The 15153-nt window shown below is 40.4% G+C and carries 13 protein-coding genes and 2 pseudogenes; 12 read left to right on the top strand and 3 right to left on the bottom strand.

Annotated features, from left to right (window positions below; genetic code table 11):
- The 6 genes from IEY34_RS11060 to IEY34_RS11035 all read left to right on the top strand — a co-directional run.
- The coding region (locus IEY34_RS11060; protein ID WP_189011316.1) for a GrpB family protein at window positions 1-215 on the top strand (215 nt) is incomplete at its 5' end.
- 240 nt (window positions 216-455) lie between these two features.
- Window positions 456-1118, top strand: a complete 663-nt coding sequence (locus tag IEY34_RS11055; RefSeq protein ID WP_189011314.1) for a 3'-5' exonuclease — start codon at window positions 456-458, stop codon at window positions 1116-1118.
- 247 nt (window positions 1119-1365) lie between these two features.
- Window positions 1366-2190, top strand: a complete 825-nt coding sequence (locus tag IEY34_RS11050; protein WP_189011312.1) for a protein kinase family protein — start codon at window positions 1366-1368, stop codon at window positions 2188-2190.
- A gap of 147 nt (window positions 2191-2337) precedes the next feature.
- Complete coding sequence (locus tag IEY34_RS11045) at window positions 2338-3189, top strand: phosphotransferase (protein WP_189011310.1); 852 nt, start codon at window positions 2338-2340, stop codon at window positions 3187-3189.
- 175 nt (window positions 3190-3364) lie between these two features.
- Window positions 3365-3829 carry a hypothetical protein gene (locus IEY34_RS11040; protein WP_189011308.1) on the top strand — a complete coding sequence of 155 codons (465 nt, stop codon included), beginning with the start codon at window positions 3365-3367 and terminating at the stop codon, window positions 3827-3829.
- A 139-nt stretch (window positions 3830-3968) separates the two neighbouring features.
- Window positions 3969-4325, top strand: coding sequence for a hypothetical protein (locus tag IEY34_RS11035; RefSeq protein WP_189011306.1), 357 nt, complete (start codon window positions 3969-3971; stop codon window positions 4323-4325).
- Between the two features lie 202 nt (window positions 4326-4527).
- Here the strand turns inward: IEY34_RS11035 and IEY34_RS11030 are convergent, their stop codons facing one another.
- Window positions 4528-5619, bottom strand: a complete 1092-nt coding sequence (locus tag IEY34_RS11030) for an oxidoreductase (RefSeq protein ID WP_189011304.1) — start codon at window positions 5617-5619, stop codon at window positions 4528-4530.
- A gap of 158 nt (window positions 5620-5777) precedes the next feature.
- On the opposite strand from IEY34_RS11030, the gene IEY34_RS11025 reads away from it, so the two are divergent.
- The 5 genes and pseudogenes from IEY34_RS11025 (at window position 5778) to IEY34_RS11005 (ending at window position 10339) form a co-directional block, all read left to right on the top strand.
- Complete coding sequence (locus IEY34_RS11025; protein ID WP_189011302.1) at window positions 5778-6644, top strand: LysR family transcriptional regulator; 867 nt, start codon at window positions 5778-5780, stop codon at window positions 6642-6644.
- A 229-nt stretch (window positions 6645-6873) separates the two neighbouring features.
- Window positions 6874-7518: a phospholipase D-like domain-containing protein gene (locus IEY34_RS11020; protein WP_189011300.1), complete on the top strand. Its 645-nt coding sequence runs from the start codon at window positions 6874-6876 to the stop codon at window positions 7516-7518.
- 278 nt (window positions 7519-7796) lie between these two features.
- Window positions 7797-8000: an Imm53 family immunity protein gene (locus IEY34_RS37800; protein WP_189011298.1), complete on the top strand. Its 204-nt coding sequence runs from the start codon at window positions 7797-7799 to the stop codon at window positions 7998-8000.
- Window positions 7982-8413, top strand: a pseudogene (locus IEY34_RS11010) (glutamate ligase domain-containing protein); the annotation flags it as partial. The gene IEY34_RS37800 and the pseudogene IEY34_RS11010, both read left to right, overlap by 19 nt.
- A gap of 852 nt (window positions 8414-9265) precedes the next feature.
- On the top strand, window positions 9266-10339 hold the full coding sequence (locus tag IEY34_RS11005) for a hypothetical protein (RefSeq protein ID WP_189011296.1): 1074 nt from the start codon (window positions 9266-9268) through the stop codon (window positions 10337-10339).
- 301 nt (window positions 10340-10640) lie between these two features.
- On the opposite strand, the gene IEY34_RS11000 is transcribed toward IEY34_RS11005, so the two are convergent.
- Both IEY34_RS11000 and IEY34_RS10995 read right to left on the bottom strand, forming a co-directional pair.
- A complete protein-coding gene (locus IEY34_RS11000; protein ID WP_189011294.1) occupies window positions 10641-11342 on the bottom strand; it encodes an IS6 family transposase in 702 nt (233 codons plus the stop codon).
- Window positions 11343-11380: 38 nt separating this feature from the next.
- A pseudogene (locus IEY34_RS10995) lies at window positions 11381-11971 on the bottom strand (IS6 family transposase); the annotation flags it as partial.
- Between the two features lie 464 nt (window positions 11972-12435).
- Between IEY34_RS10995 and IEY34_RS10990 the strand changes: the two are divergent.
- Window positions 12436-14994, top strand: coding sequence for a winged helix-turn-helix domain-containing protein (locus IEY34_RS10990; protein ID WP_189011292.1), 2559 nt, complete (start codon window positions 12436-12438; stop codon window positions 14992-14994).
- Window positions 14995-15153: the final 159 nt, after the last annotated feature.

Below are 15153 nucleotides of genomic sequence, written 5' to 3'. Positions count from 1 at the left end.
CTTGGCATCATCTATATGTCTGCACCCTGGATAACGTAGAGTATAAGCGTCATATCCTATTTCGAGACTATTTAAGAAGCCATCCAGAGGATGCTAAACAATATGGTGACTTAAAGGTGGAACTTGTACAACGATACCAGAACGACCGTTTGGCTTACACGAATGCCAAAGGCGACTTTGTCAGAGAGATACTACAACGTGCGGGTTTTAAATGATAAATAGTTCAGCCTAAGTTAGTACACTAACGTAAGAACGATAGCTCAATAAATTTCGAATCGGCTACCGCAGGATAAAGGACTACACTAACTGGGAACGATAGTTGAACAAACCTAAACAGGCTGCCGCGTGCAGCCTATTGTTAACGGGCAGAATAATGGAATATTTGATTTACATAAGAGGGGAAATACATCTCCAACTCGAATATTTTTTTATTGCTAAATTTTGGAGGTGGGTCTATGGAAATTTCACATATATCAGAGACGGAATACTCTATCAAAGGTATATACTTAAGTGATTTACTGAATAAAGGATATTGTGCCTTTGACTTTGAAGCTACAGGTGCGAATCAAGAAGAAGAACACATTACACAGATCGGTGCAGTAATAATTGAAAATAACCAAATACTCGTTGACAAAGGATTTAGTTGTTTTGTCAAGTCGCCAAAAAGTAATCCAGAGCTAATTGAAAAACTTACTGGAATAAAGAATTCTGATATCGAAAGAGCACCTAGTTTTCCAGAAGTGTATAAGAAATTTAATGAGTTTATTAAACAGAATGTCCTCATAACTCAAGCTGGCTATGAATTTGATTGGCTATTATTAAGAACAGAGTGTGAACGAAACAATTTGCCTATGATTACGAACACAATTTTAGATACGAAAGTTTTGTTTTCATACTTACATCCTGAAGTACAGGAAAGGATATCTACAAATTTCCTAATTAACTTTTATAAAGTTGATGATTCAGATATCAAGAGGCATGACGCATTAGGCGATAGTGTATTGATAGCTAGAATTTTCATGAAATTGTTAGATGAATTCAAACAAAGGAAAATTAATGATGTAATTATTAACGAACCCATAATAGTAAAGAAAGTACAGCTAACTCCGTTATCATAGATTAGATTAAAGCAAAATTAAATAGTTTTATTGGTACGGAACAACTTTAGTAGGAAACTAATTGTAAGAGTAAGTAGTTGACCATTGAACTAACGCAGAAACTATAGCTTAATGAACATCAGCAGAAAGCTACCGACAGCAATGGATCGGTAGCTTTCTCCGCTCCCTCAGATTAACGCAACAAAACTCACTATTTAATGGTACAATATTCCACGCTTAACATATTGTTCGTATTTCGGAGGGAATTATGGTAACGAAAATAATCGATGGAGTATCTTTTGAGTTGAAAGAAGATTTTAGTTTTGATTTTCTGTCAGAGTATGGGCAGATCTTTACAGTATTCGACAAGCAGGATTCTGGTTACATATGCTTCGGTGTTCAAAACGGAAATAAAAAATTGTTTTTGAAGGTAGCAGGAGCCCCAACTGTAGGAAGTAATGTCAGTTCAGATGTAGCAATAAACCGACTTAAATCAACCGTATCCATTTACCAAGATTTACGTCATCCCAAGCTCATTGAAATAATTGAAAATATGGAAATCAAAGAAGGATATCTTACTGTTTTTGAGTGGTTTGAAGGCGAATGTATGGGAAAACAGTATGGTGCATTTGATAAATTTATAGATTTTCCACTAGAGGCTAAATTCAATATTTATAAAGATATCCTTTTGTTTCATCAACATGCTAATCAACGAGGATATATCGCGATTGATTTTTATGATGGATGTATCATGTATAATATTACTTCAAAACAAACCATGATCTGCGATATAGAATTTTACAGCAAAAAACCGGTAATGAACAATGTTGGACGAATGCCGGGATCAAGTCGGTATATGTCGCCTGAAGAATTTCAATTAGGCACAGAAATTGATGAAAGGTCAAATGTTTTTCTTATGGGGGCTACTGCATTTCAGCTATTCGGAGGAGGGAGTGATCGTTCTATGGAAAAATGGGAAGCAGGTGAAAAACTTTATTATATTGCATTAAAAGCTATCAATATTGAGAAAGAAAATCGCTATCAAACCATCGATGAATATTTTGAAGCCTGGAACAACGCCCGTATAGTTTAAGCTAACGAGAAAGATAGTTAAACATCTGAAGGGCTACCGTGTAGCAGCCCTTCACTCCGCTAACGGGCAGTTTAGTTATAATTGTTCTATATAAGCAATTACTTGTAACTTTTTGTTAATATTAGCTGAGTAGCACCTATAACTAACATGCAAAAATCTGTAATAGATAACGTACAGAAAAGAGAGGAATATAACCAAGTGACTCAGGAAGAAGTGTTAAAAGGCGGTAATGTAAATCACATAGTTCGTATAGCAAACACAGTTCGCCGCCCTATAGGTTATTGGAGTGCGAGTGTTCATGAACTACTCAAACATTTGGAACAACAAGGCTTTGAGGGAGCACCAAGATTTCTCGGAATCGATGACTCTGGTCGTGAAATATTGACATTTATTTCTGGAGAAGTTCCAGGTAACAATTATCCAAAACTTGAACCTTACATGTGGTCGGACGAAACGCTTGTGGATTTGGCACGGCTTTTGCATCGTTTCCATGATGCGACTAAAGCGTTCACTCCCAATACGGAGGACAGATGGCAGCTTATCTATGCCGACGATGCCGAACACGAAGTGGTCTGTCATAATGACGCAGCGTTGTATAATGTTGTCTTTCAAAAGGGGGCTCCTGTGGCGCTGATTGATTTTGACATGGCAGGACCAGGTCCGCGTATGTGGGACATTGCTTACTTCCTTTACACATCGGTTCCGCTTGCGAGTTTCGCACCTGAAGATTCTTCTGGAACAACGGTAGCATACCAATATGAAATACACGCGGCAGAGCGCCGTCGGCGAATTCATTTATTTTTTGAATCTTATGGAATTCCCATCCCTAATAATCTGCGGGAGTGGATTATTCAACGTTTGATGGTACTGTGTGATACGTTGAGAAATGGTGCAGCCGATGGGAATCCTGCCTTTCAAAAAATGGTTGATGAGGGTCACTTGGCGCATTATGAGAGTGAGATTCGTTTTGTAACTGAGCATTTCGAAAGTTGGATATAGAATGGAATATTCCGCTAACGGAGGAACGTTAGTTGAGCGATCAGGAGGAGCAGTTTCCGCGGCTGCTGCTCCTTTTGTCATTAAGCTATAGGGCAGAATATTTCCAATATGTGTTAAAATTAAATTGTTAGTGCTGTAGCGTGTAGGATGACGAATAAAGAGGTAGGTGACCGCTATGTTACTTCTGAATGGCATCACTGGATTTCATGTCGATGCTTTGCCAGAGGTCGATTCTTTACAATTCAAAAGACTCTGTTACTGGTTGGCAAACTATTCTAACGGGAAGATTCTGTCCTTTGAAGAACCACATGCATCGCAAAATTTCTATAAAACAGAGCTTGGTTTACATAACGAAAGCATTTTCATTTTGTTAAACAGTTCATACCCCTTCGTAGCGTTCGCTTCTTCAGTGCAATACTTCGAGATTGAGTTTATTGATCATACACTTTCTAATATGGTTTGTGTTATTAATGACGGATTTAGGGTACTGTCTGCTATCGAAACAAATCAACAATTAGAACTTGATGAAAGAACTAATTCCTTATTTACCGAAAATAGCCTAAACGAGGCGGAATTAAGCCAGATTTTTCATTGGAAACCTAAAACCGTTGGAGATGTCATTTTTAATTTTTGGGACTAAAAGATAAGCAAGGTATTCCGCTAACTGGGAACAATAGCGAAAGCAAACAAAATTAAGTCTTATACACCCTGACTTTCAGGAGATTTTTCTTGAATAATAAAATGCACCAAAAAATCAGGTTACTAAATGGGGGGGCTTTATGTACGCTTATATAAGCATCCATTCTGAAGATTACTCGAAGAAAATTAAGTCGAAAGTTTTGGAACAATACTTAACTTCCATGTTCGGATTCGCAACAGTGAGCCATCTCGTATTTATCAAAAAAGTCAGTGGGGAGTTTATCAGGATAACAGGAATTTCTGCTAATTCAAATGGGAATTATTCCATATACACACTTGAGGGTGTAGAAGAAATTAATTTAATTGAAATTGATGTACCAATGAAACTTGATGACACCGTAGAATTAGCAATAACGGACATCACAAACGCTATTGTCAAAGAGTTTTCATGGATAATTGATGAAGACCATGGATTGAACGATCGGACTAATGGGTAACTATAGTTGAGGGACTTGCTTCGCGGCAAGCTCCTTTTTTGGTTCATTGAAGTAACGGGCAGCATAGTTGAATATATCAACAATAAATGGATGGAATTGGTATCACAATTATTATTAATTTTTGGGAACCTGTATTGAAGGAGCTTGCTATTCGGCAGGCTCCTTTTCTCACTATAGTAATGACGGTTTGCCAGAGCCGTTTTTATTCGACTACTTCATCATCCCGCAGCGTCGCGATGGGGTGCAGGAAACGATGGTCGAAATGGTTCAGCGCGGTTCCTTCCTTCAATTTATTCACCCAATCTGAATTCACTAATGCACTTGTGCCGATCGCGACAAGGTTAGCATTATTCGCTGTCAAGAGCTGTTCCGCCTTTTCAGGCTCGCCTAGTTTGCCGTTCGCGATGACTGGCAAGCCGCCGTACTTTGCGGCGAGTTCTGCCAGTGTGGGGCCGCCGTCTGCGAATGCGGGCGCAAACGCTTTGTATTCGGTTGTATGAATGTAGGTCGGGTAAGCATTGCTCAGTTTCTGGAAAATGATTTTGGCATCTTCGATTCCGTTTGCCCACTTATGGTGGATATCGTTCACTTTGCCTTGCGAGATGCGCACGCCTACTGTATATTCCGGGCCTACAACGTCGCGGATTGCTCCCAATACTTCCACGACGATTCGGATGCGTCTCTCCGTAGAACCGCCGTAATCATCGGTTCTGAGGTTCGTGTAATTGGTAATGAATTGATCGAGCAAATAGCCGTTGGCGGCATGTACTTCAACCCCATCGAATCCGACCAGCTTGGCGCGAAGGGCGGCTTGGGCGAAATTATCGATCGCCTTCCGGATCTCCGATATCGTCATCGCTTTCGGGACGGTAAATTCCCCGCTGCCTCCGTGATCTTCTAACATCGTGCCGACCGGCTTAACAGCTGAAGGCGCTACCGGTGTAAATCCATCGTGCTGAACGAGGGCACCCGCATGCATCAGCTGCGCGATTATTCGTCCGCCTTCGCGATGTACTGCCTGTATGACAGGCCTCCAAGACTCGGCCTGCTCTTCATTGGCAATGCCAGGCTGGTTCTTATAGCTTTGGCTGTTCAACAAGTCCGGATAAATGCCTTCTGTAATGATAAGACCGAACCCGCCTTTCGCGAACCTTGCATAATACCGCGCCATCCGGTCGTTTGCCAGGCCATTTGATTCTGCGCTCGTACGTGTCATCGGTGAAAGCGCCGCCCGATTGGGCAGTGGCAGGGAACCTAACTGAAATGCGGACAAAAGCTTGGTATACGTACTCATATCGATATCCTCCTCAAATGTACAAAGGGCAGTAATTTTATTGGCTGCCGGAAGTATTGTTTTCATGACATAATTGTAATCCGGTGTATTCATACTGTAAAATGATTGTTATTGATATATATATCAAAAAAAATGATGCTCCAAGCAAAGGGGTTCTCATGGAATTAACGGATTTGAAAGTAGTGATGGCGATCATGGAGGAAGGCAGCATATCGCGCGCCGCACAGAGGCTGGATTACGTGCAGTCGAATGTCACAGCACGTGTCCGCAAGCTGGAATCGGAGCTAGGCATTCAATTGTTCAACAGACATCCTAAGGGTGTAACGCCAACTGAGAAGGGGCTCGCATTCAGCAAGTATGCATTGGACATTATTCGAATGGCCGAGGAAGCCGTCATGGCGGTGAGGGAGCCGGATTATCCGTCAGGACCGCTTGCCATTGGCATCGTGGAGACTTTTGCTTCCTCGGACCCGTTTATCAAGGCGCTGTCTGAATTTCAACGTCATTACCCAGAAGTCGCGTTATCGCTAATCAACGGAACATCGCCGCAAAATTACGAGAAAGTGTTGAACCGTCAGTTGGACGGAGCTTTTTTCACGGGTGACTTCGATATGTCCCTACTTGAAATAGAAGTTGAGATTCGGGATAAAGTCGTTCTGCTAACGGCAGCTGAAGGACAAGATTCATCAGAGATCCCAAGTATCGCGAATGCTGCTTGGGTCGTATTTCCGAAGGGATGCCCGTTTAGGACAGCAAGCGAGGAATGGCTTCGCAGCGAGGGTACACTGAACGCGAACTTGATCGAAATCAGCACTATGGAAATGATGCTGAACTGCGTACAGGCAGGACTCGGCTTTGCGCTCGTACCTGAATCGGTCATTTCCAGGGCTGATAATCGGCTGTGCGTTTATCCGGTCCCGAAACGGTACCAGTACGCGACTACGCGGCTGGTTCGCCGCAGAGAGCAATTCCGCAGCAAAGCTTTCGCCGCATTCGCGAAATGCGTGAAGGCAGAATTACGCTAACGAAGAACGATAGCTCATGAAAACAGTGGTAGTCTAGGATTATATTTTCTCGTCCAAGGCTGCCGCTGTTTTATTTATTATTGTTGGTCTAAAACTTATTTTAAGAAGGCTGTCGAATTTGTAATTTTTGAAACTCGGTAGGCGGAGGGATTGAGGGATTTGTTTGCATGCAAATGCATGTTCGTGTAATACTGTTGCTATAAACGATATAAATTCAAGGAGATGTATTATGCACAAATTAATTGGACTCATTACATTAGCGAGCGTTTTAGCACTAACAGGCTGCGGCGCTCCATCTAAGACTACCCTAGAATCGGTAAAGCCAGATTTCAGTCAAACGGCGAAGTCCTTAACCTCTCCAAAACCAACTGAAGTGGTAGCAGTGAAGCAACAGCAGGTGAATGACGAATATTATTTCACGCAAGCCAATCAACACCCGGAGAAAGCATTAATTGATGTTATTAACTCATCAACCCAGACGCTAGATATCGCCATCTATAGCTTGACGCATCCGGATATTGTAGCAGCTATCAAAGAAGCAAAGAAGCGTGGTGTTGCAGTTAGGATAATTTCTGATAAAATTCAATCCAGTGGAAAAGCACAGGAAGAAGCACTTAAGCTGTTAGGAAGTGCGGGGATTCCAATGAAGATCAACAAGCATAGCGGCCTTATGCACTTAAAAGTAACAATTGCGGATAAAAAAGTGGTCACTACAGGCTCCTATAACTACAGTAAAGCAGCAAGTACTACAAATGATGAAGTATTGATGGTGATACATACCGAAGATGCTGCAAAATCCTTTTCTGAGCAATTTGAGCGTATGTGGAATGATACTAAAGGCTTTGAAAGCATTGATAAGAAAATTGCTCAATAGTACGATAACAAATGAAGATGACCACACCAGTTTGCCTGCTGATGTTGGTCATCTTCATTTGTCGTGAGAAAATAAAGTTTTAGATTGAATAAAGTTGTATATTAGGAAAATCAGTCCTAGTTTAACGACGTGTCATTAAGCAAACGAGCAAGTTTCCTGAGTAATTCACCGAATAGAAGTAATAATTATGTAATGGTAATCCATAAGTAAATGACTCAATAACTCCGGGTCGGGTAAGAGCACAGAGCCATAGGAGATACTTTAAGGGAGGTTTATGGATGAATGTATTAAAATGGTTGGAAAACTGGTATACAGATAATTGTGACGGAGATTGGGAGCATTGTTACGGAATTAAAATTACAACTCTTGATAACCCTGGATGGGCTATTGACATCCGATTGGAAGGAACACATCTTAAGGATATCAATTTCCAAACATTTAAGGTGGATCGTTCTGATCTTGTCATACACCGGATGGACTAGACAATGCACTGTCCACTTTACGTGAGTTTGCTGAAAAGAATATCATTACTGTTTTTGGTTGTGGCGGAGACCGAGATCGAACAAAGCGTCCAATTATGGGGAAGTTGGCTGCCAAGTATAGTGATTTTGTAATCATTACATCGGATAACCCACGTTCTGAAGACCCATACAGCATACTTAAGGACATTGAGCGTGGTGTACGTGATTATCAATTTTCCGTTGGCTCGTGTGAACTGATTATTGATCGAAAGCAAGCGATCAATCGTGCTGTTGAGATGGCAGGTCCGGGAGACATTGTCATTATCGCGGGGAAAGGACATGAAACTTACCAAATTCTCAAAGACCATACCATACACTTCGATGATCGTGAAGAAGCGAAAGAAGCAATTCGTAAGAGGAAATCATTCAACTAACAGGAAACGTTTGTTCAAAGAACCTGGGAGCAGATCGCTGCGGCAGCTGCTCCATTTGTCATTAAGCTATTGGGCAGTAGAGTAGAACAAATCGATGTTAGTTTTGTGTAATGAATTTCATACTTTGAACCAATTTAGTAACTAAATAGAACTTGTTACGTCTATATATGTAAAAAATGGAATTAAGTAAGTAATTGCAGGGGAATTTCCCCCCGCACCTATCATTTTTTGAAAGAGGGTGTTTCTCATGTATAAGTTCATAAAAATGATAGTATCCATTTTATTGTTTGGATCTATTTATTACCTTACTTTAATAACTATACGCTTTTTAATATTGGATCACTTAAATGTGCGATTACAAATTCAAAGTTTAATTGAAGTAATTAGTTTATTTATTATTGCAATTACATCACTTATTCTAACGGCAACTTTATTAAGATATTTGTTGAAACATAATCGAAATTATTAGAGCGTTCCATAAATGCTTATCCCCTAAATAGGGGGCATTTTGATTCAACTAACAGATATCTTTTGGATCGCTCATCTAACGGAAAACGATAGTTCAAATAACCGCCGCTAATGGCGGTTTTTCTTTTGGATGAAATCAACAATATACAATAACAGAGCCTTGTAAAAAAGAGAAATCTTTTAGAACAGGCCCCCTCGCGGGTCATGGGCTTGGAACTTGTATTTAGCCATAATTATTAAGGGAAGGTCTCGGAAAACGTAGGTGTCTGAGTGGATTCATGATTATTGCTGCACACCTAGCAGGATAGTTCAATAAACTTCACGAATGACTAGCAGATATTTGCTTTAATGAGAAATACAGAAAACCGACAGGGGCGTAGTTTATTGAATACAGAAATAAAAGAACTTGCTAAAACAGATATGCAAGCAGCATTAAAAAGGACAATTAAAGAAAATGAAAAGCTAATTGCTGAATTCGGAATAGTAAAACGTACTACATCTCGCATAGATAAAGAAAATATCTTTTTTCGTATGGCACAGACTAATGCTATTCGCCATTTCCTTAATCTTGAGAGCTCTGAACAAATACCAGACAAATTGCGAGCTAGTGCTCCAATGACTGAAGAATATTCGAATTTAATGCATAAAATTGGTGCGACCAACTATCCGTTAAAGATAAAACGCGAAGCTGAACAACAATTATACTTTGACTATACACATGCTGATTACAAAGGAATACGACATTTTATTAACGAAGAATTACCTGAAAAACCAAAGCCTACTTTTTGGGAAAAGAGTGGTGATTTAATAATTGGCTTAGTTTTGTTCAGTGTCTTTTTTGGGTGGATTCCAGTTCAACTTTGGAAAGCCTTTATTGATGATAACTCAAATAGTCATCAAACGGTGGTGACAAGAAGCAATAATACATTCGGACAGGGAGGTGTTTCAGGTGGTAATTCATCGAATAAGTCTGTTTCCGATGCCCCTCAGGTAAAAGATGGCTCTAAACAAGTTGGATTTGGAAATGGTGGAAAAAGTGGGTACGATTCATCTGACTCCACCACTCAAACAAACAAGCAAAGTGTGACTACTAAGAGTGTCGCCGAAAAGACAAGTGCTCCGACTGCTAAAATATATAAATTAGAAGGTACAGTGTATTCTTTAGATGGTAATGAGGAGATGTTGAAAATCAATGAGGGTGAATCCGTAGGTATATTGTTAGGTCAAACAGTAGAAATTGAATTTGAACTGCCAAAGGATAGCGGAGCCAGCTTTAAGTTGAATTCAAAAGAAGTACAGGCAACATCAACTGAAAAAGGTATTAAAAAAACGTGGATTGAGTTTGTGGCAGTAGAAGGTGAGAACGACATAACCGTTGATTTGAAAGGCTACAGCTATCACTATAAATTTCAAGCATATTCAACTGAATGTTTTCGAAACCAATGCGTTGCTTTTTGAGAGTTGGGTTTGAACAATAAATATCTGTTTTTTTACGGTTGCAGCAAGTATTTTATCGCGATAAGTTAAAGATGAGTGTTTAACACTTTAAATTGATAAAGCAGGTTGCATTTTTTATTGTATACTGATAAAAAATCAAACTTGGTGGGTGATTTAAGTGATGACAATAGAAATGAAAATCGGCGAATATGTACGAATAAGTTTTGGTAACGCAGAACATATAGCTGAATAGACATCAAGAGAGAAGGTTCTGGTGCAAGGATTTAAAAAGCTCGCAGTTACCCTACAAACTTTACTTTGTCTATGCCACTAAACCAAATATCTTATTTAGCCATTCAACAGCAGTGAGGACAGTCGAATTATCATCGGCCTGTCCTTTCCTTATAATATGTAAAGCCTCAATTCCCTTTAACGTCTGATCCGCTGTAAGAAACGATTTGAAACCAAGCATTGGTTTTGTGATTTTCTTTATGAACCGATGATCTTGCTCCACAATGTTGTTTAGATACTTTGTCTGTCTAATCAAGGTTTCTTTTGGTAGGGATTTCTCATTTATTAATTCTTGTATTGCTGGTGGATATGCTGGATTGTTATCCAAGGTGATTACACGTGGGATTTGAGTATGTGGAGAGGACAAAGCCTTTGTAAAGAATCGCTTAGCTGCCTGCATATCCCGATTTTCAGATAACATGAAATCAATGGTTTTCCCCATAGAATCAACGGCTCTGTATAAATACTTCCACTGACCTTTAACTTTGATGTAGGTTTCGTCAGTCCTCCACGAGTCGTTGGTAGGTTTCAAATAGGGGCGGATTCGTTTGTCGATTTCGGGTCCAAATTCATGCACCCATCTCATGATCGTCGTATGGGAAATCCTTAATCCTCGATCACTCATCATTTCAACTATATCTCGATAGCTTAAACTATATTTCAAATACCATCTTACTGTTAGTAAAATGATTGCTGATTCATATTGCTTCCATTTAAATATATCCAATTCCATCCCATGACTTCATTATCAATTACGTTATCATGAATTAGAGCTTTGCACCACAACCTTGGTTTTGTGATTTTCTTTATGAACCGGTGATCTTGCTCCACAATGTTGTTTAGATACTTTGTCTGTCTAATCAAGGTTTCTTTTGGTAAGGCTTTTTCATTTATTAATTCTTGTATGGCTGGTGGATATGCCGGGTTTTTATCCAAAGTGATCACACGAGGTATTTGATTATGTGGCGAGGACAAAGCCTTTGTAAAGAAACGCTTGGCTGCCGTCATATCACGATTTTCAGATAACATGAAATCAATCGTTTTCCCCATAGAATCAACTGCCCGATATAAATACTTCCATTGACCTTTGACTTTGATGTAGGTTTCGTCCGTACGCCACGAATCGTTTGAGGGTTTCAAATAGCTGCGGATTCGTTTATCTATTTCGGGTCCAAGCTCATGGACCCATCTCATGATCGTTGTATGGGATATCTTTAAACCCCGCTCGCTCATCATTTCTACGATGTCTCGATAGCTTAAACTATATTTTAAATACCATCTCACGGTTAGTAAAATGATTGCTGATTCATATTGCTTCCATTTAAATAAATCCAATTTGGTTTCCAAAGTAAGTTGCTCCATCCCATGACTTCATTATCGATTACGTTATCATGAATTAGAGCTTTGCACCACAACCCGCTAAATCAGCATATAAGCCAAAAACTAGCCGCTTAAGGACATACAAGTACGTTATATGTGTTTAAACACCCCTTTAACGCATCATTTAAGCGATATAGCGGAACGCGTATGTCCGTAAGGATTACAAAATTAACTAAATTCTGCAGGCAGGGTCCATCGCTGTCAGTGAATAGGTCAGTGGTGTAGTCCCCGCGAGGTCCTTCTATATTTTAATGCTGTCTTACCTGATATACTATGATTACTAGATAAGACTTAAATATGATTCCGGTATATTCTTCTAACTGAGAAAGCAGTTATCGCAGAGTATCCTCTGTTATGACTGTTTTTTCTACTATATGGTTCGGCTTCAAGGGCAATGCTTGACTTTCCAAAATTCAACTCAATATGTGTATACGGAGGGGTTTTCATTGATTATAAGTACAAAGCTTCATATCCCCAATGTACGTAACTCTTTGGTATTTCGGCCGAGACTGATGCGTAAGCTTAATGAAGGGATGGAAGCCAAGTTGACGCTGGTTTCCGCGCAGGCCGGTTACGGAAAAACAACAGCGTTAAGTGAATGGGTGAAACAATGTAGTAGTCTTGTAGCGTGGGTTTCGCTAGATAAACAGGATAATGATTGGATTCAGTTTTGGAGTTATGTCACAGCTTCCATTCAGGAGAGAGTTCCCGGCTTTGGCTTGGTGGTCTGGTCTCTTCTTGAGAGAGGGCCTTCGGTGTCTCTAGAGCCTGCGATTACGACATTACTGAATGAGCTGAATCGATTAACCAGCGAGCTGGTGATCATTCTCGACGATTATCATGTCATTGAGCTTCCCGATATTCACCATTCATTAACCTTTCTGCTTGAGCATCTACCTCCACATATTCATCTGTATATCGCAAGTCGTACCGATTTGACGATACCTACCTCCAGGCTTCTGGTAAAAGGTGAGTTAAATCGAATCTTCATGCAGGATTTGCGGTTTCAACTGGATGAGGTGCTTGTCTTTTTTCGGGATACGACCGATTTATTATTAACAGAAGAGCATGTGACGGAGCTGTTCCATCAGACAGAAGGGTGGATCAGCGGCTTGCAGCTAGCTGCGATCTCTCTGAAGCAGAGTAATAATATAGCCGAGACCATTCAGCAATTCAGCGGTCATCAGCATCATATATCCGATTATTTATTAGAAGAAGTGTTTCAGCATCAATCAGAGCCCATGCGTGCTTTTTTATTAGAAACGTCCACTTTAAGCCGAATGAATCGTTCATTGTGTCAGGCCATAACAGGTCAAAAAAACTGTCAGGAGCAATTGGAAAGGCTAGAGCAAATGAATTTGTTTATCTTCCCTTTGGACGATCAGAGAGAGTGGTATCGATATCATCATTTGCTTTCCGACTTTTTGCAGCAAATATTGTTTAGAACAGATCCTGACAAATGGATGCAAGTAAATATTCGTGCGGCGAATTGGCTGGAGGAACATGGATTTGATGAAGAAGCGGTAGAGCACTATTTAGAGGGAAAACAGGCCCAGGATGCCGTTCGGTTGATTGAGATAAATCTTCCAACGTTAGTGCAATCGAAAAGTGTTGCGTTGTTCAGATGGGTATCTGTTTTACCAGAAAACTCCTTTGCTGATAAGCCCATGATCGAACTGTTTTATATAGCCGTATTGCTGGGAGTCGGAGATTTAGAAACAGCCTTCAGAAGAGTGGAGCAAGCCAAAATCCGTTTTCAAGCACTGCAGGTGAAACGTACCGAATTGGAATGGAACCAAGCCATGGGTAATATCTACTTTTTTAGTGCGATCACTTCCTATCTTCAAAAAGATTTGGTGCGAACGTCGGACTACTTCGAGCTGGTAGAACGATATATGCCAGAGGGAAGTTTCTTTCAAACGGTGGGGCGCAACAGGTATCAAGGTTATGATTCGTTTGATGATCTTTTGGCACTTATCAACGATCTTCATGCAGCGGACGCATTCCTGTTGAAATGGATTACAACTTGGGAAAACAAGCGAGAATATCCTTTTATCGGTTTCTTGTATGCTTCTTATAGCAAATTACTGTACGAATGGAATCGTTTGGATGAGGCAGAGCTGTATGCAAGTCAGGTTCTTGGACGCCAGGACATGCAGCCCTTTGCGAGGATTATGATACAAATTGCTATTAGCGCTTCGCGGATTCAGCAAGCTAAAGGAAATCCATACCGGGCATCAGAGCTACTCAAACAGTTGAAGTTGCAGATTGACTCCCCCGATTATGAATGGTTTATGTTGAAAATCGAAGCGGAACAAGCTTGTCTATCCCTGCGGCAAGGCTCGCTAGAGGATGCTCTTGAATGGTTGCAAAAATGCGGTCTGGCGCATACAGATGAGGTTTCATTGAATCGTATAGTAGAGCATCTCACTTTGGCCAGAGTGCTTGCAGCATGCGGACGGATGGATGAAGCGTTGGATCTATTGGAACGGTTGAATCATTTATTAAGCAAGGGAGATCGCCTCCGGGATCGAATTCAGGTATTCATTATACAAAGTGTGACACTTCAGCGCTTAGGTCAAAGAGAAACAGCGCTCCTTCAGTTGGAGACTGCCTTACACTTGGCAGAACCAGAAGGATACATCCGGAGCTTTGTGGACGAAGGTGCTATTATGGTGGAACTGCTATCTGCTTATTGGAAGGTACAGCAAAAGAGTCGTTTAAGGAATGCCTCCTTGGTTTCATCGGCCTATGTCAAACAGTTGCTTCAAGCTTTGCATATCCCGTCGGAAGATGGAGTGTCTCTTAATGAAATACTAACAAAGCAGGAAACGAAGGTTTTACGGTTGATCGCAGATGGATTGTCGAACAAGGGAATAGCCCATCGCCTGAACATCACAGGTGAAACCGTAAAGTTTCATCTTAAAAATGTGTACAGAAAGCTTGGAGTAAACAATAGATTTCAAGCGCTACAAATTGCCAAAGAATTAATGATACATGGTTGAAAGCCCCCCCTATTTTTCCAACCTACCTCCCCCTATGGGGGATTTTTTTATGTTGGGAATAGTTGTATAGTGAAATAATTGAGCAGAAAGTCGACAAGAATGGAGTTGTGAATTCCTCTATTTACTGTTGATTGTAATAAACGAAGGAGATATGGAGGA

This window comes from Paenibacillus marchantiophytorum, assembly GCF_014640555.1.
Classification (GTDB): Bacteria; Bacillota; Bacilli; order Paenibacillales; family NBRC-103111; genus Paenibacillus_E; species Paenibacillus_E marchantiophytorum.
This window is presented reverse-complemented; position numbering and strand designations above follow the sequence as displayed.

Bases quoted from the DNA above. Each gene is read 5' to 3' on its own strand.
- IEY34_RS11035 (WP_189011306.1), top strand. From the start codon at position 3,969: ATGTACGCTTATATAAGCATCCATTCTGAAGATTACTCGAAGAAAATT.
- IEY34_RS11030 (WP_189011304.1), bottom strand. From the start codon at position 5,619: ATGAGTACGTATACCAAGCTTTTGTCCGCATTTCAGTTAGGTTCCCTG.
- IEY34_RS11000 (WP_189011294.1), bottom strand. From the start codon at position 11,342: ATGGAATTGGATATATTTAAATGGAAGCAATATGAATCAGCAATCATT.
- IEY34_RS11050 (WP_189011312.1), top strand. From the start codon at position 1,366: ATGGTAACGAAAATAATCGATGGAGTATCTTTTGAGTTGAAAGAAGAT.
- IEY34_RS11025 (WP_189011302.1), top strand. From the start codon at position 5,778: ATGGAATTAACGGATTTGAAAGTAGTGATGGCGATCATGGAGGAAGGC.
- IEY34_RS11020 (WP_189011300.1), top strand. From the start codon at position 6,874: ATGCACAAATTAATTGGACTCATTACATTAGCGAGCGTTTTAGCACTA.
- IEY34_RS11045 (WP_189011310.1), top strand. From the start codon at position 2,338: ATGCAAAAATCTGTAATAGATAACGTACAGAAAAGAGAGGAATATAAC.
- IEY34_RS37800 (WP_189011298.1), top strand. From the start codon at position 7,797: ATGAATGTATTAAAATGGTTGGAAAACTGGTATACAGATAATTGTGAC.
- IEY34_RS11040 (WP_189011308.1), top strand. From the start codon at position 3,365: ATGTTACTTCTGAATGGCATCACTGGATTTCATGTCGATGCTTTGCCA.
- IEY34_RS11055 (WP_189011314.1), top strand. From the start codon at position 456: ATGGAAATTTCACATATATCAGAGACGGAATACTCTATCAAAGGTATA.